This window comes from Nocardiopsis sp. NPDC055879 (assembly GCF_053615935.1).
This window is the reverse complement of the sequence record NZ_JBSHCT010000002.1, coordinates 325852-346991: the sequence shown is the minus strand read 5'-3', so window position 1 is coordinate 346991 and position 21140 is coordinate 325852. Positions and strand designations below refer to the sequence as shown.

Genomic DNA, 21140 nt, shown 5'->3' with positions numbered 1-21140 from the left:
GTTACTTCCCGCCCTTGGCGACCTTGATGGTCTCCTGGCCGACCTTCTCCTCGGAGAGCGCCTCGGCCTCGGCCTCGGTGCCCAGGAGGCCGCCCGCAGAGGTCTGGAAGCTCTGCTTGAACTTCTCGATGGCGGCCTGGAGGGTCTTCTGGCTGTCGTCCTCGAACTTGCCGGTGTCCCGGATGGTGTCGAGAACGGCCTTGTGCTCGCGGTCCAGGTAGGACAGGAAGTCCTCCTCGAAGCGGCGAACGTCCTCGACCGGGACCTCGTCGATCAGGCCGGTGTTACCCATCCAGATCGAGACGACCGTCTTCTCCATGGAGAAGGGCGAGTACTGACCCTGCTTGAGGAGCTCCATCATCCGGGCACCACGCTCCAGCTGCTGCTTGGAGACGGCGTCCAGGTCCGAACCGAAGGCGGAGAACGCCTCCAGCTCGCGGTACTGGGCCAGGCTCAGACGCAGGGTACCGGAGACCTTCTTGGTCGCCTTGGTCTGCGCGGCGCCACCGACACGGGAGACGGAGACACCGACGTCGATCGCCGGACGCTGGCCCTGGTTGAACAGGTCCGAGTTCAGGAAGACCTGACCGTCGGTGATCGAGATGACGTTGGTGGGGATGTACGCCGAGACGTCGCCCGCCTTGGTCTCGATGATCGGGAGGGCCGTCATCGAACCGGCGCCCAGCTCGTCGGAGAGCTTCGCGCAACGCTCCAGCAGCCGGGAGTGGAGGTAGAAGACGTCACCCGGGTAGGCCTCACGGCCCGGCGGGCGGCGCAGCAGGAGGGAGACCGCACGGTAGGCCTCGGCCTGCTTGGTCAGGTCGTCGAAGACGATGAGGACGTGCTTGCCCTCGTACATCCAGTGCTGGCCCAGGGCCGAGCCGGTGTACGGGGAGAGGTACTTGAAGCCGGCCGGGTCGGACGCCGGGGAGGCGACGATGGTGGTGTACTCCATCGCGCCGGCCTCTTCGAGGGCGCCGCGCACGCTGGCGATGGTCGAGCCCTTCTGGCCGACCGCGACGTAGATGCAGCGCACCTGCTTCGAGGGGTCGCCGGTCTCCCAGTTCGCCTTCTGGTTGATGATCGCGTCGATACCGATCGCGGTCTTACCGGTCTGTCGGTCACCGATGACCAGCTGGCGCTGGCCACGGCCGACCGGGGTCATGGTGTCGATCGACTTGATACCGGTCTGGAGCGGCTCGCCGACCGGCTGGCGCTCCATCACGGTCGCGGCCTGAAGCTCAAGCTCGCGAGTCTGGGTCGTCTCGATCTCGCCCTTGCCGTCGATGGGGGCGCCCAGGGGGTCCACCACGCGGCCGAGGAAGTTGTCACCCACCGGGACCGAGAGGAGCTTGCCGGTGCGACGCACCTTCTGCCCCTCTTCGATACCGGTGAAGTCGCCCAGCACGACGACACCGATCTCACCGATCTCAAGGTTCTGGGCCATGCCCAGGGTGCCGTCCTCGAATTCCAGCAGCTCGTTCGCCATCGCCGAGGGAAGGCCACCGACGCGGGCGATGCCGTCACCGGAGTAGGTGACGGTTCCGACCTCTTCCGCGCGGGTGGTGTCAGGCTCGTACGACTGGACGAAGCGCTGTAGCGCGTCCCGGATCTCATCCGGCCGGATCGTCAGCTCCGCCATCTCTACGTTGTCCTTGCTCTCAAATGGCGCCGGGCCGGCGCCGTGCGTGCTTGCCTTGCGTATATTCGCGTGTGTCAGCCGGCCAGACGGCGCTGAACCTCAGCGATGCGCCCGGCGATGGTGCCGTCGATGACCTCGTCGCCGACCTGGATGGAAAGTCCACCCACGATCTCGGGGGCGACCTCGGTGTTCAGGTGGATCTCACGGCCGTACTTGCGCCGCAGAAGCGTCCGGAGACGGTCCTGGTGAGCCTCGCTCAGCGGGACGGCGCTGCGCACCACCGCGATGTAGCGCTGGGCGCGCTCGGCGACCAGCTGCCCGAAGTTGTCGAGCGCCTGTTCCAGGGTACGTGCCCGAGGACGGGTGACCGCTTCGTCGACCAGAGCCAGCGTCGCGGAGTTCACCTTGCCCGAGAGCAGGTTCTCGATCAGGGTGTGCAGGTGCGAGGCGGCCACGCCCTCACGGGTGAGGGCCGCACGCAGCTCCGGCTCGGCGACGACGATCCGCTCGAACCGGAACAGCTCGTCCTCAAGCTCGTCCAGACGGGTGCCCTCCACGGAGGCGACGGTCGCGTAGACCGCCAGGCGCTCCAGAGCGTCCACCATGTCGCGGGGGCCGGCCCACGGCTGGGACACGACGTCGTTGACCACGATGACCGTGGACGGCGACACCTTGCCCTCAAGGATCTGACCGATCAGGCCGGTCTTCTTCTCCACCGGGTTGGCCTGGTCCGCGAGCCAGCGGCGCAGGGAGTGCTCGTTGCCGAGCAGGGCGACGACCTCGAAGAGCTCGCCACCGAGGGAGACCGCGTGCTGGGCGGCGTCCGCCGACGCCAGGACGTTCTCGTCCAGGCGTCGGGTCGCCTCAGCCAGGGAGTTACGGCTGATACCACGCATCAGCGCACCCCGGCTTGCTTCGCGCTCTCGTCCTGCTGCTCCAGGTCCGCGAGGAACCGGTCCACCACGCGGGTCTGCGCCGCGCCATCGCTGAGCGACTCCCCGACGATGCGGGTCGCGAGCTCAGTGGACAGGGCACCGATCTCACCGCGGAGCTGGGCCATGGCCTGCTGCCGGTCGGCTTCGATCTGGGCCTTGCCGGCCTCGATGATCCGCTGGGCCTCGACCTGGGCCTCTTCGCGAGCCTCGGCGATGATCGCCGCGCGCTGCTCCTTGGCCTTCTCGAGTTCCTGCGCGTACTCGCGGTGCGACTCTTCGAGCTTCTCGCGGTACTGCTGGCGGATCTCCTCGGCCTCGGCCTCGGCGCGCTTGGCCCGCTCGATGCCCCCCTCGATGGCGTCGTGACGCTCGTCGAGGACCGTCATGACCTTGGGGACCGCCTTGCGGGCCACAAAGAAGTAGACCACGGCGAGCGCGATCGCACCGAAGGTGAACTTCACCCAGTCGATCCGCAGAATGTTGTACTCGGCTGCCAACTCCACCAACATGGTCAGCCCTCCTTCGCGTCAGTTGCCATCAGAAAACGGTTGGCAAAACGCCTTAGGCGCCGGGGGCGGCGAAGGCGAGAACGAAGCCCAGGATGGCGAGGGCCTCGACCAGCGCGAAGCCGAGGTAGATGTTGGTCTGCAGCGGGCCGCGGGCCTCGGGCTGGCGGGCGATGGCCTGCATACCGAGACCGAACACGATACCGACACCGATACCGGCGCCGATGACGCTGATGCCGTAACCGATGGTGTTGATGTTGCCGGTGATCGCAGCGATGTCCATTGTGTTTCCCTTTACTCGACGTCCGGCGTTGCGGTACGCAATAGGTCAGTTCGCCGGTTTGGACGGGTCTTAAGCACTCCTCGTCCCTGTTCCGATCGGGGGACCGGGGGAACTCGGAGGGGGTCTTAGTGAGCCGCTTCGAGCGACTGGTTGAGGTACAGGCTCGCGAGCAGAGTGAACACGAAGGCCTGGATCAGCATGATCGCGATCTCGAAGAGGAAGAAGGCGACGTAACCGAGCAGCGCGGCGCCGGAGAAGACCACGGAGACCGCGGCGAGGACCGGCTCGGCCGAAAGGTTCAGCATGTACCAGCCGCCGTAGGCGAACACGGCCAGAAGCAGGCTGCCCGCGAACATGGTCGCGAACAGACGCAGGGCGTGCGTGACCGGGCGGATGAGGAAGACCGAGAGGATCTCGATCGGGGTGACCAGGACGTAGATCCACTTCGGCATCCCGGGCGGGAAGATCTGGTTACGGAAGTAACCCCAGCCGCCCTGGTTCTTGATACCGATCACGATGGTCATCACGTAGATGACCAGTGCGAACATCGCGGTGAAGGCGAGGTTGCTGTTGACCGGCAGCATGCCGGGGATCAACCCGGTGAAGTTCATGGCCAGGATGAGGGTGAAGACGCCCGTCATGAACGGGATGAAACTGTCGCCCTTGGCACCCATGGTGGGCCGGGTGATGTTGTCCCTGATGAACAGGACCAGCATCTCCCCGACACTCTGCCTGCGGCCGGGGACGAGGCTCAGCTTCTTGCTGAACCACGACCACAGGAGCAGGACGGCACCGACCGCGACGAGCAACAGAACCAGGTACAGGTCGATGCCCGTGCTGAGGGGGATATTGGCGAACCACGGTTCGGGGAAGAACATCCCGATGGTGGGGGCCTCGAACCCGCACCCGTTGTCACCGAAGAGATGGCAACCCGGTTCGGCCGCGAGAATGCGCACGTCAGCACTCACGGCGAATCCTTTCGTCGTGACGCAAGAAAGCCTCGTTGATGGTTGTTACTGCTAGCGTCGTCGCGGAACGGGCGACGCGGGACTGCGGGGTGCTCAGATGTGACGCGTCTTGGCGACGATCAGATAGATCGAGCCGGCCATACCGAGAACCGCCCCGATGGGCAGGAAGAGGGCCTGGAAATCCAGGAGCCTGTCCGCACCCCAGCCGATCGCGCTCCACACGAGAACACCCGAAAGCAGAGTGGAGAAGAGCGCCCAACCATCGGCCTCGCGTGGCGCGGGTAGCGCTTCGGGGCCCTTCTTCTCGGTTGGCTCGCTGCTCATCTCGCTCCGGAATATAGCATGTGGGGCGCGGCTGGAAGGTGGCCTTCCGCCTGCCGTGGAACAGGTTATAACGCCCGCTCCAACGGAACGCGGCGGGGCACCCCATCACGAGTTCTCCGAACTCTCACTGGGGTCCACGTGGAGGATCTTCGCCTGGGAGGTGGCCCAGGTCTGCCCACCAAGCCATGCCAGCACCACGACCAGCGCGCTGTAGACGAAGGCGTTGGTGCTGAGGTCGGCGATGAGAGGGCTTCCTCCGAGGGTCACCAGCAGGATGCCCAGCAGCGCCATCTTGACCACGAAGCCGATGAGGTTCGCGGCAAGGAACAGGTCCTTGTTGCGCCGGGTGACCAGGATGACCGCCCACTGCCCCAGACCGAAACAGGCGATGACGATGGCCACCGCCAGGGCCGAACCGAGAGCTCCCGCGGTACCTGCGAGCAGGGCCGAGATCGCAATGGCCAGGGCTCCGCACGCGGCGCTCGGAAGCGCGGCGCCGCGGAGGATCCGGGCGTCGTGTCCCTGCATGACGAAGCTCCGTGGGGTTAAGTGGTTACCTGCTCGTGAAAGCTATCACAAGGTTTTCGGTACGAAATCCAGGGACCCCTTAACGCACCCTTAACGCGGCGCGAAAGGCCCGTACCGGGGCCTCTTCGGACCTTGTGTCACCTTGAACACACTCGGCTCGACCTTCACAAGCAGGCACATTCGGACCGCCCGAGAGGACCTCCGTCCCGAACGTGATCGGCCTTTTATCCATCGGTTGACGAATGGTGATCTGTTCGCGATCGAGAAGCCTTCCGCCGGCTCCCGGGCAACAACCCACGACGGTGCAGACGCGGCAGGGCGATGAGACCGACCGCACAGGTGGCCACCAGCACGGTGACCGAGAGGACGATGAGCGCGGAGTCGAAGATCGACAGGGACACCGCGGCGAACGCGACGATGCCCGCCCACAGGTACATCAACAGCACCGCGCGGGTATGGGTGTGCCCCATGTCCAGTAGACGGTGGTGCAGATGCCCCCTGTCCGGGGCGAAGGGGGACTTGCCCGCGAGTGTGCGCCGCACGATCGCCAGCACCATGTCGGCGAGGGGCAGCGCGATCACCAACAGCGGCAACAGGATGGGAAGGAAGACGACCAGGCCGGAGGAGTTGAACTCCTCCCTGGCGGTGTTCGCGTCGAACTGACCCGTCACCGTGATGGTGATCGAGGTGAGCAACAGACCCAACAGCATCGAACCGGTGTCGCCCATGAACACCCTGGCCGGGTGGAAGTTGTGGCAGAGGAATCCCAGGCAGGTGCCCGCCAGGATGATCGCGATCATCGCCGGGTAGGACTGGCGCTCGAACCCCTGGTCCACCGCGACCACGTAGTAGTAGGCGAAGAACGCCAGCGAGGAGATCGCGACGATACCGGCTGCCAGGCCGTCCAGGCCGTCGGCGAAGTTGATCGCGTTGATGGTCGCCACGATGAGCAGGATCGACACCATCGCCCCGAGCCACGGGCCCAGGGACAACTGGGTGCCGGGCAGTGGCAGCCACAGCAACTGCACGCCCTGCCAGACCAGGATGCCCGCGGCGGCGGTCTGGCCCGCCAGCTTGCTCAGCGCGTCCATCCCCCATCGGTCGTCGATGACGCCGATGACGGTGATGAGCCCGCCGGCCAACAGCAGGCCGATCCAGGTCTTGGCCACGAACACGTTCTGCAGATGCGGTAGCTGCGCCGAGATGAGCAGCGCCGCGGCGAACCCGCCGTAGATGGCGAGTCCGCCCAACCGTGGAATGGGTTCGGTGTGCACGTCACGGTCGCGCACGGGGGGCGCCGCGCCGAAGGCGATCGCCAACCGACGTACCAACGGCACGAGCAGGTAGGTCACCGCGACGGCGATGACGAAGGTGAGCGCGTACTCCCGCACGGCCGGCCCCTCTAGTTCTTGTCGCTACCGGACGTGTCGGACTCGGTGCCGGTGGACGACGACTCGGCGGTGTCCTCGGTCTTGCCGGAACCGTCTGTCTCGCCGTCGTTGTCGGCGTCGTCGAGGGCCTCGGCGGCGGCGGTCTCCGCGTCGATCTCGGCGGCGTCGTCCTTCTTCGGTTTGGCCCGACCCTTGCGCAGCTCACCGATGACGGTGCCGCACACGGCCCGCAGCTCCTCGATGGAGATGGCGCCCGACCGCAGCACACGCGGTACCGCGTAGGTCAGGTCGACGATGGTGGAGGCCACCGGATTGTCGCTCTCACCACCGTCCAGGTAGACGGCCACGTCCTCGTCGCCGAGCTGCTCGATGGCCTCACCGGCGTTGGCGGCGGCCCGCTCCCCCGACTTGTTGGCGCTGCTGACCGCCATGGGGCCGGTCTCCTTGAGCAGCTCCAGGGCCACCGGGTCCATCGGCATGCGCACGGCCACGGTCCCCTTGGTGTCGCCCAGGTCCCAGGACAGGCTGGGGGTGGCGGTGCACACGAGGGTGAGCGGACCGGGCCAGAACTCCTCCATGAGGTCCCGGCCGTGGTTGCCCAGGTCGTCGATCAGGGCACTGGCGGCCCGGATGGAACCGACCAGCACGGGCGGTGGCATGTCCCTGCCGCGCCCCTTGGTCTCCAGCAGGCGCGCGACCGCCTTCGGACTGAAGGCGTCGGTACCGATGCCGTACACGGTGTCGGTGGGCAGTACCACCAGGTCGCCTCGGCGTACCGCGGACGCGGCGTCGGCGATGCCGTCCTTGCGGGCGGTCTCGTCCGCGCAGTCGTAGATGCGGCTCACCCTGGGTTCACCTCGATCTCGAACGGGTCGACCGGACAGATGTCGGTTCGACGGTGGGGTTGGGGGGTGAGGGCGAAGGGCGGCTAATCGTCCTCGTCGGCTCGGCGCATGACCACGAAGCGGTCGCGCCTCGCCATGTCCTTGCGGTTGAGGACGTCACGCCAGCCCTTGTCCTCGGGGAACAGCCGGGGAATGTCGATGCCCTGACCGTCATGGTGTTCGATGGCCATGGCCCCGCCCGGACGCAACAGCCTACGGCCGACCGCCTCCAGGTCGCGGATCATGTCCAGACCGTCCTCGCCCGACCACAACGCCGGGGCCGGGTCGTAGTCGCGTACCTCCGGCGGGATGACGTGCGCCTCCCGGGTCGGGACGTAGGGCGGGTTGCTGATGAGCAGGTCCACCCCGCCATCGAGCTCGGGCAGGGCGGTACGCATGTCACCCTCGTGGGCGGTCACCCGATCGGCGTGCCCGCTGGACTCCACGTTGCGGCGGGTCCAGCGCAGCGCTTCGGGATCGATCTCGACCGTGTGCACCCGTGAACGCGGCACCTCCTGGGCGATGGAGATGGCGATGGCCCCGGAACCGGAGCCCAGGTCCACGACCAGTGGGTCGGCCACGTCCATGGACCGCAGTGTCTCGATCGCCCAGTCCACCATGATCTCGGTCTCGGGTCGGGGCACGAAGACACCCGGCCCGACCTGGAGTTCGAGGTAGCGGAAGTAGGCGCGTCCGGTGATGTGCTGGAGGGGTTCGCGGGCCTCTCTGCGGGAGACGCACTCCCAGTAACGGGCGTCGAAGTCGGCGTCGGCGACCGAGTGCAGTTCCCCTCGACGGACACCATGCACGAACGCCGCGAGTTCCTCGGCGTCGGTGCGGGGTGAGGCCACGCCCGCCTCGGCCAGCCGGAGCGTGGCGCGGGCGACCTCGTCGAGTAGGAAGTTCATGATGTTTGGGCGGCTTCGAGCCTCTCCTTGGTGTCCGCGTCCACCAAGGCCTTGATGACCCCGCCCAGTTCCCCGTCGAGGACCTGGTCGAGGTTGTAGGCCTTGTAACCGACCCGGTGGTCGGAGATACGGTTCTCCGGGAAATTGTAGGTGCGCACGCGCTCGGAGCGGTCGACGGTACGGACCTGGCTCTTGCGTTCGGCGCTGGCCTCGGCGTCCGCGCTGGCCTGGGCCTCGGCGTAGATGCGGGCGCGCAGGATACGCAGGGCCTGCTCCTTGTTCTGGAGCTGGCTCTTCTCGTTCTGGCAGGAGGCGACGATGCCGGTCGGCAGGTGGGTGATGCGCACCGCGGAGTCGGTGGTGTTGACGCTCTGCCCGCCGGGGCCGGAGGAACGGTAGACGTCGACGCGAAGATCCTTCTCGTGGATCTCGATCTCGATCTCCTCGGCCTCGGGCACGACCAGGACACCGACGGCGGAGGTGTGGATACGCCCCTGGGACTCGGTGACGGGCACCCGCTGCACCCGGTGGACACCGCCCTCGAACTTGAGCATGGGCCACGCGCCCGAGCCGGGCTCGGGGTTGCCCTTGTTCTTGAAGGCGATGGTGATGTCCTTGTAACCGCCCAGGTCCGAGTGGGTGGCGTCGATGACCTCGGTCTTCAAGCCCTGCCGTTCGGCGTAGCGCAGGTACATGCGGACCAGGTCGCCGGCGAACAGGGCGGACTCGTCGCCGCCCTCACCGGCCTTGACCTCCATGATGAGGTTCTTGTCGTCGGCGGGGTCGCGCGGGATGAGGAGGAAGCTCAGGCGCTCGGTGAGCTGCTCGGCCTCCTCGGTCAGCCGGTCGGCCTCCTCGGCGAAGGAGGAGTCCTCGGCGGCCAGCTCACGGGCGGCCTCGATGTCGTTCTCGACCGCCTTGAGCTGCCGGTAGGCCTCGATGATCGGGGTGAGCTGGGAGTAGCGCTTGCCCAGCCTGCGCGCCTCGGCCGGGTTCGCGTGCACCTCGGGGTCGGCGAGCCGCTGTTCCAGCTCGTAGTACTCCCCGAGTAGGTCGTCCAGCTTCACTATCCCATTCCCGTCTTCTCGTCCGCCCTGGCTGTTCCCCCGGATGAGGGGGCTGCGACCGGTCCGGTGGCGCGCCCCGCGAACGGAGCGGTGCCACCGGGCCGAAGGGCAGCGCTACTTGCGCTTGCCGAAGCGCTTCTCGAAGCGGGCGACCCGACCACCGGTGTCCAGGATCTTCTGCTTGCCGGTGTAGAAGGGGTGGCACTCGGAGCACACGTCGGCGCGCAGCTTGCCCTCGGTGAGGGTGCTCCGGGTGACGAAGTGGGCGCCACAGGTGCAGGTCACCTCGGTGGCGACGTACTCCGGGTGGATGTCGGCCTGCATGTGTTCTCCTTGCTAGTGCGCGACCGCCGGACGCATGACCACGGCACCCACCTCACAGGTGGGGCCGTGTCGAAACCATGCGCGAACCGGTGCCGCGGCGATCCAGGTGATCGGGTGGCGTGCTCTCCCGGTGACAGGAGGACGAACCTACCCTCACTACCAGTTTGCCAGATCGACAACCATGCCGGGACCAGTACCTATTCCCGAGCCCCCTTCCGGGACTCGGCGTCGCGCATCGCGCTGGACGGTGGTTTGTTCGCGTCGGCCCGTCGCAGTAGCAGGACCAGGCCGACCAGCACGGCCAGGAGCAGGGCCAGCACGATCGTGCCCGCGTTCGCTCCGAGGCCGTAGATGAACACGTAGCTCACCGATCCGGCCAGGACCGCGTAGTAGGTCAACGGGATGAACGTCTGGCGGATGAGGTCACCCTCACGACCGACCAGGCCGACCACCGCTGAGGCGGCCACGATGTTGTGCACCGTGATCATGTTCCCGGCCGCGCCACCGACGGCCTGGGTGGCCACGACGGTCTCCGGTGGGACCCCGATCTGTTCGGCGGTGGAGAACTGGAAGAGGGAGAACATCAGGTTGGAGACGGTGTTGGAGCCGGCGACGAAGGCGCCGAGTGCGCCGATCCACGGGGCGTAGAGAGGCCAGGCGGTGTCGCCGAGCTCCGCGGCGCCGGTCGCCAGGGTCAACGGCATGCTGTCCAGGGTGGTTCCCCCGAAGTCCGCTCCGGTGTTGATGAAGACACGGACCAGCGGCACGGCGAACAGCAGGGCGACGGCCGCCCCCGCGAGATGGGAACCCGCCATCTTCCAGGAGGCGAGGATCTCCGAGCCCTTCATGCGGTGCAGTCCGTAGGTGATGAGGCAGACCAGGATGAAGGTCGCCCCGGGTGAGTAGAGGGGTTCGACGGCCTGAGCGATGGAGGTGCCGAGGATGTCGTCGGAACCGATGGTGATGCCGGACAACCATTCCTGGACGGGGGCGATGGTGCGGCTGCCCACCAGGATGGCGGCGACCAACAGGTAGGGAGCCCAGGCCTGGAGCAGCCCCATGCGACGACCGACGACCTCCTCCCCGTTGCCGGACTCGATCCGGCCGGTCCAGCGGGCGAGCCAGTCCTCCCGCGGCGGGAAGTCCCAGATCCTCTTCGGCATCAGGAAGCCCTTACGGGCGGCGAGGACGACGATGACCAGACCGGTCAGGCCGCCCAGGAGGCTGGTGAACTCGACCCCGAGGAAGTAGTTGTACAGGATCGACGGGATCGTCATGGCGAAGGCGCTGAACAGGGCGAACCTCCAAACGCCGAAGCCGTCGGAGAAACGCCTGTTCTCCCCGTAGAAGCCGCAGAGCATGCAACAGATGAAGAGGGGGATGAGGGTTCCCGCCACGGCGTGCAGGAGCACGGTCTGAAGGCCGATTTCGCTGACGAACCCGGGCAGGGTGAGGCCGAGGACGGAGGCGCGTTCGGCGACCTGCTCCGAGCCGTCCAGGCCACCGGCGACCCCGACGAGGATCGGGGTGCCGACCGCGCCGAAGCTGACCGGAGTGCTCTGGATGACCAGCCCCACCATGACGGCGGCCATGGCCGGGAAACCGAGGGCGAGCATGAGGGGCGCGACCACGGCCGCAGGGGTGCCGAACCCGGAGGCGCCCTCTATGAAGCTGCCGAACAGCCAGCCGATGATCACCGCCTGGATACGCCGGTCGGGGCTGATGTCGGTGAAGGTGGCCCGGATGGTGGCCACGGCGCCGCTCTTGGTGAGGGTGGAGAGCAGGAGCAACGCGCCGAAGATGATGTAGAGCAGGCCCGCGGCGAGGATCAGGCCTTGGAGGGTGGAGGCCGCGATGGCCATCCAGTCGGTCTGCCAGAACAGGACCGCGATGCCGACCACGACTACGTACCCGGCGGGCATCGCGTACATGGCGGGGAGGCGGAACCCGACGAGCAGGACTCCGACCACGAGGATCGGGGTGAGCGCGAGGAGACTGAGCAGGGCGAGGTTGTCCATTCCAGACGGCTCCCTGATACGGGGTGTGCACTCGGCTGGCGCGACACTAGATCCGCCGGAGCGCTCCCACCATCCCCCTTTTGTGATCTGCAACACAGTAGTGATATTCGAGTTCCGTATCCCGAAAAGAACTCGGTCGACCGGCCCCGGACACACGAAAGGCCCCCTCCCCGAACCCGGGAAGGGGGCCTGACGTTCGGTTACGAGCGCTCCGGCCCCACCGTGGTCTTCTGGATCTGCATGAGGAACTCGGCGTTGCTCTTGGACTCCTTCATCTTGTCCAGGAGCAGCTCGATCGCCTGTTGCGTGTCCAGGGCGTGCAGCACCCGGCGGAGCTTCCATACGACGTTCAGCTCTTCCGGCGACATCAGGATCTCCTCCTTACGGGTGCTGGAGGCGTCCACGTCCACGGCCGGGAAGATCCGCTTGTCCGCCAGGGACCGGTTGAGCTTGAGCTCCATGTTGCCGGTGCCCTTGAACTCCTCGAAGATCACCTCGTCGGCGCGCGAACCCGTCTCGACCAACGCGGTGGCCAGGATGGTCAGCGAACCGCCGCCCTCGATGTTGCGGGCCGCACCGAAGAACCTCTTCGGCGGGTACAGGGCGGTGGAGTCCACACCACCGGACATGATGCGTCCGCTGGCGGGAGCGGCCAGGTTGTAGGCGCGGCCCAGGCGGGTGATGGAGTCGAGCAGGACGACCACGTCCATGCCCATCTCCACGAGGCGCTTGGCGCGCTCGATCGCCAGGTCCGCGACGACCGTGTGGTCCTCGGCCGGACGGTCGAAGGTCGAGTGGATGACCTCGCCCTTGACCGTGCGCTGCATGTCGGTGACCTCCTCGGGACGTTCGTCCACGAGGATCACCATGAGGTAGCACTCCGGGTTGTTCTCGGTGATGGCGTTGGCGATCGCCTGCATCACCATCGTCTTACCGGCCTTGGGCGGAGAGACGATCAGACCGCGCTGGCCCTTACCGATCGGGGCGACCAGGTCGATGATCCGCGTGGTCAGCACGTTCGGCTCGGTCTCCAGTCGCAGGCGCTCCTGCGGGTAGAGCGGGACGAGCTTGGAGAACTCCTGGCGCCCCTTGGCCTGGTCCGAGGACATGTTGTTGACCGAGTCCAGGCGCACCAGGGCGTTGAACTTCTCGCGTCGCTCACCGTCGCGAGGCTGACGGACCGCACCGATGATGTGGTCGCCCTTGCGCAGGCCGTACTTGCGGACCTGGGCCAGGGACACGTACACGTCGCTCTGGCCGGGCAGGTAGCCGGTGGTACGAACGAAGGCGTAGTTGTCCAGGATGTCCAGGATGCCCGCGACCGGCAACAGGACGTCGTCCTCACCGATGACCGGCTCGGTCTCCGGACCGCTGCTACGACCCCGACGGTCCCGCCGGTCCCGACGCCGACCGCGCCGGCGGCCGCCGCCGAAGTCGTCGTCATTGCCGCTGTTGCTGTTGCTGTTACCGCTGTTGCTGTTACCGCTGCTACTGCGACCCTGGTTCTGGCCGTCGCCGCCGCCCTGCTGACGGTCGGTGTTGTTGGTGTTCTGGTCGTCACCGCCACGGTTGCGGTTGCGACGGTTGCGCTGGCGTTCGCGACCCTGCCCGGACCTGTTGTCACGGTCCTCGGAGTCGGGGCCGTTCTTCTGGGGGGTGCTGGATGTCTTGGTCACGCTGCTCGCGGAGGTTGAGGAGTCGGTGCCGTCCACCGAACGGGGCTGGTCACCGGATTCGTCACCGCGTTTGCGGGACGAGCGGCGGTTGCGGGAGGGCTTGTCGCCCCTCCCACCCTGGGACTCGGTCACGGCCTGGTCCGATGACCGAACACCCGAACCCTTGTTCCCCACCTCGTCGGAACCCGACGGGGTGGACGAGGCGGGTTCGGTCCGGTCGTCGGTTCCTTCGACCTTACCGGCCTCAGGGGCGGCGTCGGACTTCTTTGCCGACTTCGATTTGGCCGGGGCCACGGGACCGCCCTGCTTGGCTTCGATCGCGGCGATCACGTCGCTTTTGCGCATGCGCCCCGTACCGGTGATGCCCATGCTCGACGCGAGCTTTTGGAGCTCGGGGAGCTTCTGGGCGGCGAGACCGGTGCCGCGCGAGGCCGCACGCGACCTCGACGCGCCCGTTGGTGCGGCTTCGCCGGCCTCCGTGGAGGCGTCGGCGCCGTTCTTGCTGTCGACCGCCGCGTCCGTTCGGAGTTCGGTGGTGTCGCTCACTAAGGGTCCTTCCCAAGGAGCGGGCTTCGGCCGTCAGCGTTGTGCTTGATCGGCCGGCCCGATGGTGCGAACCGGCAGGGGCCGGGTAGGGCGTGCCCCACGTGGATGTCGGAAACCGGCGTTGTCGGTCCCCTACCCGATCGCGGCGGGCTCTGGGTACAGCCAGACGTCAGGGCGGATAGCTCGGAGGTGATGCCCGTCAACCGTCGTGGCACGCTCATCCGAGGAGGAGCGGACTTCGAAGACGTGGGCACAGTCGCGGGGAGACCGCTGACTCGACACATTGGCCGCCGCTTCCGACTGATCGTGAGATCGGACCGCCGGAGTATGGGATGCGGAAGCCGCTGTGGCGGATGAGCACACGCCCCGTGACGGGGCATCTGGTGCTTCACCAAGCCTAACATCACCTGAGGCCACGGCTATTCCTCGACACAGATGCTACGGATGGGGAGATGGGGTCCGCACCCCCGCCGGCTCAACGTGCAGGGGGCGTATGTCCCAATCATTACCCGCCCACCGAGCGATCGAATCAATCTGTCGGGCGATTTCCGGCGAATTCACCTCCGCGCGTCCCTCGGCGACCGTGCACAGCACCAGCGCCGTGGGCCCCGCACCGGAGACCACCGCGGCGAGTTTCTCGTGTTCTCGCAGGTCTTCGACGAGGGAGAGGGTGCGCGGCATGGCGGGCGAGCGATAGGACTCGTGCAGCCGATCCCGGGTGGCCGAGAACAAGGATTCCGGTTGGCCACATACGGCCGCGGTCATCAACGCGGCGCGTCCGGCGTTGAAGGCGGCGTCGGCGTGGGGAACCGTCTCCGGCAACAGCCCGCGGGCGCGTTCGGTGGACAGCTTCCAACCCGGCACGCACAGTACCGGCAGGATCCGTTCGTCCGGGGTGAGCCGGGCGACGCCCCAGGTGTCGTCGTCGCGATAGGCCACGGTGTAACCGCCGAAGACACAGGGGGCCACGTTGTCGGGGTGACCCTCCATGTCCGCGGCGATCTGGTAGATCCAGTCGCGGTCCGGGCCGCCGTCTGGCCCGGCCCTGCCGAGCAGTGCCGCCGCCGCCGCGACCCCGCCGACGATCGCCGAGGACGAGGAACCGAGTCCGCGCGCGTGCGGGATGTCGTTCTCACAGCGCAGGTCCAGGCCGGGAAGTTTCTCCCCGACCCGGTCGAAGGCCTCGGCCATGGCCCTGATGACGAGGTGACGCCGGTCGAGCGGCACCTCTCGGCAGCCCTGCCCCGCGGCGAAGACGTGGAGCTCGTCGTCCTCGCGCAAGGAGACGTCGAAGCGGTTGTACAACCGGACGGCCAACCCGAGGCTGTCGAACCCGGGCCCGAGGTTGGCGCTGGTGGCCGGGGCGTCGACGGACACCCGGCGCGGACGTGGTGAGGTCACTGGTGGCTACCTAGGTCGGTACGGAGCTCAGATCAGGTCCAGGGCCTTGGCGGCGGCCTGGGCGTCGACGGGGACGGTGATGGCGGAGGAGGCACCGGCCAGGGCCCAGTCGGGGTCCTTGAGGCCGTTTCCGGTGACGGTGCACACCACGCGGCTGCCCTTGGGGACCTCTCCGGCCTCGACGGCCTGTAGGAGGCCGGCGACGCTCGCGGCCGAGGCGAGCTCGACGAAGACGCCCTCTTGGGAGGCGAGGAGCTTGTAGGCGGCCATGATCTGCCGGTCGGTGACCTTGTCGATGGCGCCACCGGACTCGTCGCGCGCCTGTTCGGCGAGCTTCCAGGAGGCCGGGTTGCCGATGCGGATGGCGGTGGCGATGGTGTTGGGGTTGGTCACGGGCGCCCCGTCGACGATGGGCGCGGAGCCGCTGGCCTGGAAGCCGAGCATGCGAGGGGACCTGGTGGACATCCCGTCCTTGGCGTACTCGGTGTAGCCCATCCAGTAGGCGGTGATGTTGCCGGCGTTGCCGACGGGGATGCAGTGAACATCGGGGGCGTCGCCGAGGGCGTCGACGATCTCGAAGGCGGCGGTCTTCTGCCCTTGGAGACGGTAGGGGTTGACCGAGTTCACCAGGGCGACCGGGTAGTCGACGCTGAGCTTGCGGGCGAGTTCCAGACAGTCGTCGAAGTTGCCGTCGACCTGGAGCAGGCGGGCACCGTGCACGAGGGCCTGGGCGAGCTTGCCCATGGCGATCTTGCCCTGGGGCACCAGGACGGCGCAGGCCATGCCCGCGCGGATGGCGTAGGCGGCGGCGCTGGCGCTGGTGTTACCGGTGGAGGCACAGATGACGGCCTTGGCGCCGTCCTCGGCCGCCTTGGAGATCGCCATGGTCATGCCGCGGTCCTTGAAGGAGCCGGTGGGGTTGAGGCCCTCGACCTTGAGGAAGACCTCGCAGCCCGTGAGCTCGGACACGCGTGCGGCGGGCAACAGCGGGGTGTTGCCCTCCTGGAGGGTGACGACCGGGGTGTTCTCGTTGACGGGAAGGCGGTCGCGGTATTCCTCGACGAGGCCTCGCCAGGCCCGTGCCATGCTCACGACGGTGTCCCTTTCGGGTGGTTGCTGTTCGCTTGACGCGCGCCCTCGGCGGGCGCGCGGGAAAGTCGTCCCTCTAGGGAAGACGGGTGTGGGGGTCTCGCCGCGGCGGAGCGTCCCCACTGGTGACGAGTGTACGACCCGACCTGCGAGGTCTTGCGTCGCGGCACTGTGATCTCAGTATCCGGACACCGGGGGTCGCTTTCCGCCGAGCGACCCCCGGCCCTCGATCAGTCCTGGAAGTTCTCCACGCGCATCACGCTGGCCACCTCGCGGACCATCGGGTGCGTGCTGAGCCGTTCGACCGTGCTGCTGAGCGCGGAATCGGGTGCGGGGTGGCTGACCAGCACGAGCTGAGCGTCGTCCCCGCTGCCCTCCTGACGCACGTTCCTGATGGAGACACCGTGGTCGGCGAAGACCTCGGCGACCTGGGAGAGCACGCCCGGACGATCGGCCACGTCCAGCGCCACGTGGTAGCTGGTGATGGTGCGGCCCATGTCGTGCACCGGCAGGCCGGTGTCGTGGCCTCCCTCGGCCACGGACGTGCGGGCCATCCGGTTACGGGTCACGCCCACGATGTCGCCCAGGACCGCGCCCGCGGTGGGGGTGCCCCCCGCCCCGGCGCCGTAGAACATCAGCCGGCCGGCCGACTCGGCCTCCACGAAGACCGCGTTGTAGGCCTCCTTGACGCTCGCCAGCGGGTGCTCCAACGGCAGCATGACCGGGTGGACGCGTACGCCCACGGACTCGCCGTCCTCGGAACGCTGACAGATCGCCAGGAGCTTGACCACGCACCCCATGTCCCGGGCACTGGCGATGTCGCCGGCGGAGACTCCCGTGATGCCTTCGCGGTGCACGTCGGCGGCGGTGACGCGCTGGGTGTGGAAGGCCAGCCGGGCCAGGATCGCGGCCTTGGCCGCGGCGTCGAAGCCCTCCACGTCGGCGGTCGGGTCGGCCTCGGCGTAGCCCAGGCTCTGTGCTTCCGCCAAGGCCTCGGTGAAGGACGACCCGGCCGAGTCCATGCGATCCAGCACGTAGTTGGTCGTGCCGTTGACGATCCCCAGGACCCGGTTGACCTTGTCACCGGCCAGGGAGTCGCGCAGCGGGCGCAGCAGCGGGATGGCCCCGGCCACGGACGCCTCGTAGTACAGGTCGACCCCGGCCTCGCGGGCCGCGGCGTGCAGGGTCTGTCCATCCTCGGCCAGCAGCGCCTTGTTCGCGGTCACCACGGACTTGCCGGACTTGATCGCCGAGAGGATCAGCGAACGGGCCGGCTCGATCCCGCCGATGACCTCCACCACGACGTCGATGTCCGGGCGGGTGACCAGCGCCGTGGCGTCGGTGGTCAGCAGCGCCGGGTCGACCCCACGGTCGCGGTCGAGCCTGCGTACCGCGATCCCGCCGATCTCGATCGGCGTGCCGATCCGCGCGGCCAGTTCCTCGGACTGTTCGTTGACCAGGCGGACGACTTCCGAACCCACAACGCCGCATCCGAGCAGCGCCACCTTCATCGCCATTTGGGCGTGACTCCCACTTCTCTCGTGTCCGACCCCTCCGGACGCCGGTCGACGCCCGTGTGACGAACGTTTCAGCCTACGTCGAGGCGGAGGAGGTCCTCCTCGCTCTCCCTTCGCACGATGACCCGTGCGTTCGCGTCCCGAACCGCCACCATGGCGGGGCGGGGCAGGTGGTTGTAGTTACTCGCCATGGAGTAGCAGTAGGCGCCGGTGGCGGCGACCGCCACCAGGTCGCCCGGCCGCAGGTCGGCGGGCAGGTACAGGTCGTGCACGATGATGTCACCGCTCTCGCAGTGCTTGCCGACCAGACGGGAGAGCATGGCCTCGGCGTCGCTCTCGCGAGAGACCAGCCTGCCGGTGTACTCCGACCCGTACAGGGCGGTGCGGATGTTGTCGCTCATCCCACCGTCGACGCTCACGTAGGTGCGGATGCCCTCCACGTCCTTGACGGTGCCGACCTCGTAGAGGGTGACCCCGGCGGGACCCGCGATGGCACGGCCGGGCTCGACCGCGATACGCGGCATGGGCAGGCCCGCCTCGGCGCACTCGCGGCGCACGATCGCGGTGAGGCTCTCGGCGATGGTCTTGGGGTCGAGGGGGTCGTCGTCGGAGGTGTAGGCGATGCCCAGTCCGCCACCGAGGTCGAGTTCGGCGAGGGTGACGTCGAGTTCCTCATGGATCCGGGTGAGGAACCGGGTGACGCGGCGGGCCGCGACCTCGAACCCGGAGGTGTCGAAGATCTGCGAACCGATGTGCGAGTGCAGCCCGACCAGTTCCAGGTGGTCGGCGGCCAGGACCCGACGGACCGCCTCGGCGGCGGCGCCGGTGCTGAGCGCGAACCCGAACTTCTGGTCGTCGTGGGCGGTGGCCACGAACTCGTGGGTGTGCGCCTCCACGCCGGTGGTGACGCGGATCAGGACCTTGGGGCGGGCGCCGATCTCGGCGGCGACGGTCGCCAGACGGTCGATCTCGTCGAGGGAGTCGACGATGACGCGGCCGACTCCGACCTCGACGGCACGGCGCAACTCGGCCACCGACTTGTTGTTGCCGTGCATGGCGACGCGGTCGGTGGGAACGCCGGCGGCCAGGGCCACGGCCAACTCACCGCCGGAGCACACGTCGATCTTGAGCCCTTCCTCGATCACCCAACGGGCGACGGCCTTGGTCAGCAGGGCCTTGCCGGCGTAGTACACGTCGGCGTCGGTGAAGGCGGTGGAGTAGTCGCGGGCGCGGGAGCGGAAGTCCTCCTCGTCCATGACGAAGAGCGGCGTCCCGTACTCGGCGGCGAGGGCGCGCACGCCGATGCCACCGATGGTCAGTTCTCCGTCCAGACGGCGCGAGGTGGCGGGCCACACGCGTTCGTCGAGGGAGTTGAGGTCCTCGGGCGGCAGCGGTGGGTTGTCCTCCGGCAGGATCTCCGCGTGGCGGGATCCTGCGGGGTGGGCGTAGCGGCTCATGGCGGGTCTTTCGGCTGGACCTTCGTATTGCTGTTCAGGGGGGACCCTGCCCATTGTCCATCAAGAAGATCGGAACACAGGGGTTGGGATCTCCCCCTGGGACCCGCGGCGGACGAAGTGTCTACAGCCTTGTGGGCGCCGACACCCCGAGCAGGAAGAGTCCGGTGCGGAGCACACCGGCGACGGCCGCGGGCAGGGCCGGGTCCAGGGCGGCCCGCGTGGGTTCGTCCCCGCCGGCACCGACGGTGGAACCCGTCCGCCACTCATCGTAGGCACTGCTCAACGCTTCCAGGTATCTGACCAGGATATGGGGTTCCTCTCGGCGCGCGGCGGTGTCCAGGACACCGGGGCCGTCGAAGAGCAGCGCGCGCACCTTGGCGTTGGCGCCATGGCGGCATTCGGCCGCCGCGAGCCCGGTGTCGCGGGCCCATCTCAGGCTGGTCAGCGCGTGCGCGTGGGCGTAGCGCAGTCGGAAGGCCGGGTTGGCGTCGGTGAGGCGGGCCCAGGCCCCGGGGTGCTCGGCCGAGGGCAGCACCGGTAGGTCCCTACCCGTGGACTCGTTCTCCCTGGGTCTGTCGGGCACCGAGCGGCAGAACGCCACCCGGGCGCTGTCCTCGCCGATGCGTCCCAGGGTGCGGCCGGCGGGTGTGTACAGGTCGGTGCGATCGGTGTCCAGGTAGTGGTCGCGCCAGGACACCTCGCCGCTCGGTTCGGGGGGAGGGTCCTCGTCGCCCACGGCCATGGCGATGCGGGCGCGGGCGTCGGCACGGGCGAAGCGTCGCGCCTGCGCCACGGGGCCGGCCTCGTGCAGGTCGGTGCGGGGCCACTCCCCCGCCCCGGTCCAGGGGCGTCCGGTGAGGAAGCGCGGGCCGTCGGCCGCCGCACGCAGCAGGCTCTGGCGCTGGCGGCAGGTGAAGGTGATGTTGACGAAGCCGCGTTTGTCGCCGAGGACCTCGGCGAATCCGGCCTCGGGGTCATCGCCGTCGGACAGGGATTCGACCTGCTCGACGATACGAGCGGAAACCGTGAGGCGGTGGGTGTCGTCGCGCCCCTCGGGGAGCCGGTCGCGCACCCGGCTCACCAGCCGCGGGGCCAGGGCCACGGAAGCGTCGGCCGAACCCGCGGCCTGGTCCGCGCGCGGCCACACGAACGGGATGTCGGTGTCGTCCAGATCGAAGGCGCGCAGCGCGGCACGGCGCACCACGGCCTCCAGGGCGCGTGGGGTCACGCGAGTCCCCCCATGCCGTCGTCGCCGTCACCGTGCAGGGCACGGATGAGGTCGACGAGCTCGTCGGGGTCGAAGGGCTTGGTGATGTAGTCGTCGACGCCGATCCGTTCGCCCCGCCTGCGGTCGTCCGCCTGGGCGCGGGCGGTCACCATGACGATGCGCCGGTCGTAGCCGTCGGCTCGTAGGCGTTCGACGGTGCTCCAGCCGTCGAGGCGGGGCATCATCACGTCCATGGTGATGACGGCGGGTCGGACGTGACCGACCTGGTCCAGGCAGTCCTGTCCGTCCATGGCGGTGAACACCTCGAACCCCTCCAGTTCGAGGTTGAGGCGGATGAGTTCACGGATCACTTCGTCGTCCTCGACGACGAGAACCCGTACGGGAAGGGCGTTCACGATCGTGACACTACCTCCGCCGAGCGCGACGACACCACCGGATCGGAGCATTC

At 68.0% G+C, this 21140-nt stretch carries 20 protein-coding genes; all 20 read right to left on the bottom strand.

From position 1 onward, the window contains the following. Window position 1: 1 nt before the first annotated feature. Window positions 2-1642, bottom strand: a complete 1641-nt coding sequence (gene atpA / locus ACWGKS_RS03750; RefSeq protein WP_358512216.1) for a F0F1 ATP synthase subunit alpha — start codon at window positions 1640-1642, stop codon at window positions 2-4. 74 nt (window positions 1643-1716) lie between these two features. Next, a complete protein-coding gene (locus ACWGKS_RS03745) occupies window positions 1717-2538 on the bottom strand; it encodes a F0F1 ATP synthase subunit delta (RefSeq protein WP_358512218.1) in 822 nt (273 codons plus the stop codon). After that, entirely contained in the window at window positions 2538-3083 is a 546-nt protein-coding gene (gene atpF / locus ACWGKS_RS03740; RefSeq protein ID WP_358512288.1) for a F0F1 ATP synthase subunit B, read from the bottom strand. The genes ACWGKS_RS03745 and atpF overlap by 1 nt, the downstream gene beginning before the upstream one ends. 55 nt (window positions 3084-3138) lie before the next feature. After that, a complete protein-coding gene (atpE, locus tag ACWGKS_RS03735; protein ID WP_211714590.1) occupies window positions 3139-3366 on the bottom strand; it encodes an ATP synthase F0 subunit C in 228 nt (75 codons plus the stop codon). Window positions 3367-3491: 125 nt separating this feature from the next. Continuing rightward, entirely contained in the window at window positions 3492-4322 is an 831-nt protein-coding gene (gene atpB / locus ACWGKS_RS03730) for a F0F1 ATP synthase subunit A (protein WP_358512291.1), read from the bottom strand. Window positions 4323-4427: 105 nt separating this feature from the next. Then, window positions 4428-4658, bottom strand: coding sequence for an AtpZ/AtpI family protein (locus ACWGKS_RS03725; protein WP_358512222.1), 231 nt, complete (start codon window positions 4656-4658; stop codon window positions 4428-4430). A 105-nt stretch (window positions 4659-4763) separates the two neighbouring features. Then, window positions 4764-5186, bottom strand: a complete 423-nt coding sequence (locus ACWGKS_RS03720) for a hypothetical protein (protein WP_358512225.1) — start codon at window positions 5184-5186, stop codon at window positions 4764-4766. A 224-nt stretch (window positions 5187-5410) separates the two neighbouring features. Then, a complete protein-coding gene (locus tag ACWGKS_RS03715; RefSeq protein ID WP_358512228.1) occupies window positions 5411-6577 on the bottom strand; it encodes an MraY family glycosyltransferase in 1167 nt (388 codons plus the stop codon). Between the two features lie 11 nt (window positions 6578-6588). Then, complete coding sequence (locus ACWGKS_RS03710) at window positions 6589-7422, bottom strand: L-threonylcarbamoyladenylate synthase (protein ID WP_358512231.1); 834 nt, start codon at window positions 7420-7422, stop codon at window positions 6589-6591. 83 nt (window positions 7423-7505) lie between these two features. Further along, the gene (gene prmC, locus ACWGKS_RS03705) at window positions 7506-8369 is read right to left on the bottom strand and encodes a peptide chain release factor N(5)-glutamine methyltransferase (RefSeq protein ID WP_358512233.1); all 864 of its coding nucleotides are present in this window, start codon (window positions 8367-8369) and stop codon (window positions 7506-7508) included. Then, window positions 8366-9436, bottom strand: a complete 1071-nt coding sequence (gene prfA / locus ACWGKS_RS03700) for a peptide chain release factor 1 (RefSeq protein WP_358512236.1) — start codon at window positions 9434-9436, stop codon at window positions 8366-8368. Before prfA ends, prmC begins: the two co-directional genes overlap by 4 nt. A 114-nt stretch (window positions 9437-9550) precedes the next feature. Continuing rightward, on the bottom strand, window positions 9551-9760 hold the full coding sequence (rpmE, locus tag ACWGKS_RS03695; RefSeq protein WP_358512239.1) for a 50S ribosomal protein L31: 210 nt from the start codon (window positions 9758-9760) through the stop codon (window positions 9551-9553). A 197-nt stretch (window positions 9761-9957) separates the two neighbouring features. Beyond that, window positions 9958-11778: an L-lactate permease gene (locus tag ACWGKS_RS03690; protein ID WP_452521642.1), complete on the bottom strand. Its 1821-nt coding sequence runs from the start codon at window positions 11776-11778 to the stop codon at window positions 9958-9960. Window positions 11779-11978: 200 nt separating this feature from the next. After that, window positions 11979-14000: a transcription termination factor Rho gene (rho, locus tag ACWGKS_RS03685; RefSeq protein ID WP_452521640.1), complete on the bottom strand. Its 2022-nt coding sequence runs from the start codon at window positions 13998-14000 to the stop codon at window positions 11979-11981. Window positions 14001-14438: 438 nt separating this feature from the next. Further along, entirely contained in the window at window positions 14439-15377 is a 939-nt protein-coding gene (gene thrB, locus ACWGKS_RS03680) for a homoserine kinase (protein ID WP_452455834.1), read from the bottom strand. 51 nt (window positions 15378-15428) lie between these two features. After that, window positions 15429-16487: a threonine synthase gene (gene thrC, locus ACWGKS_RS03675; protein WP_358512294.1), complete on the bottom strand. Its 1059-nt coding sequence runs from the start codon at window positions 16485-16487 to the stop codon at window positions 15429-15431. Window positions 16488-16720: 233 nt separating this feature from the next. Beyond that, complete coding sequence (locus tag ACWGKS_RS03670) at window positions 16721-18007, bottom strand: homoserine dehydrogenase (RefSeq protein WP_358512250.1); 1287 nt, start codon at window positions 18005-18007, stop codon at window positions 16721-16723. Between the two features lie 71 nt (window positions 18008-18078). Further along, the gene (lysA, locus tag ACWGKS_RS03665; RefSeq protein ID WP_358512253.1) at window positions 18079-19464 is read right to left on the bottom strand and encodes a diaminopimelate decarboxylase; all 1386 of its coding nucleotides are present in this window, start codon (window positions 19462-19464) and stop codon (window positions 18079-18081) included. 121 nt (window positions 19465-19585) lie between these two features. Next, on the bottom strand, window positions 19586-20692 hold the full coding sequence (locus ACWGKS_RS03660) for a DALR anticodon-binding domain-containing protein (RefSeq protein WP_358512256.1): 1107 nt from the start codon (window positions 20690-20692) through the stop codon (window positions 19586-19588). Continuing rightward, window positions 20689-21087 (bottom strand): response regulator transcription factor, encoded by a 399-nt coding sequence (locus ACWGKS_RS03655; RefSeq protein WP_358512259.1) that lies wholly within the window; start codon window positions 21085-21087, stop codon window positions 20689-20691. The genes ACWGKS_RS03660 and ACWGKS_RS03655 overlap by 4 nt, the downstream gene beginning before the upstream one ends. Window positions 21088-21140 lie beyond the last annotated feature (53 nt).

Coding starts and splice junctions, on each gene's coding strand:
- atpA (WP_358512216.1), bottom strand. CDS start 1,642: ATGGCGGAGCTGACGATCCGGCCGGATGAGATCCGGGACGCGCTACAG.
- ACWGKS_RS03745 (WP_358512218.1), bottom strand. CDS start 2,538: ATGCGTGGTATCAGCCGTAACTCCCTGGCTGAGGCGACCCGACGCCTG.
- atpE (WP_211714590.1), bottom strand. CDS start 3,366: ATGGACATCGCTGCGATCACCGGCAACATCAACACCATCGGTTACGGC.
- ACWGKS_RS03725 (WP_358512222.1), bottom strand. CDS start 4,658: ATGAGCAGCGAGCCAACCGAGAAGAAGGGCCCCGAAGCGCTACCCGCG.
- ACWGKS_RS03720 (WP_358512225.1), bottom strand. CDS start 5,186: ATGCAGGGACACGACGCCCGGATCCTCCGCGGCGCCGCGCTTCCGAGC.
- prmC (WP_358512233.1), bottom strand. CDS start 8,369: ATGAACTTCCTACTCGACGAGGTCGCCCGCGCCACGCTCCGGCTGGCC.
- rpmE (WP_358512239.1), bottom strand. CDS start 9,760: ATGCAGGCCGACATCCACCCGGAGTACGTCGCCACCGAGGTGACCTGC.
- ACWGKS_RS03690 (WP_452521642.1), bottom strand. CDS start 11,778: ATGGACAACCTCGCCCTGCTCAGTCTCCTCGCGCTCACCCCGATCCTC.
- thrC (WP_358512294.1), bottom strand. CDS start 16,487: ATGGCACGGGCCTGGCGAGGCCTCGTCGAGGAATACCGCGACCGCCTT.
- ACWGKS_RS03670 (WP_358512250.1), bottom strand. CDS start 18,007: ATGGCGATGAAGGTGGCGCTGCTCGGATGCGGCGTTGTGGGTTCGGAA.
- lysA (WP_358512253.1), bottom strand. CDS start 19,464: ATGAGCCGCTACGCCCACCCCGCAGGATCCCGCCACGCGGAGATCCTG.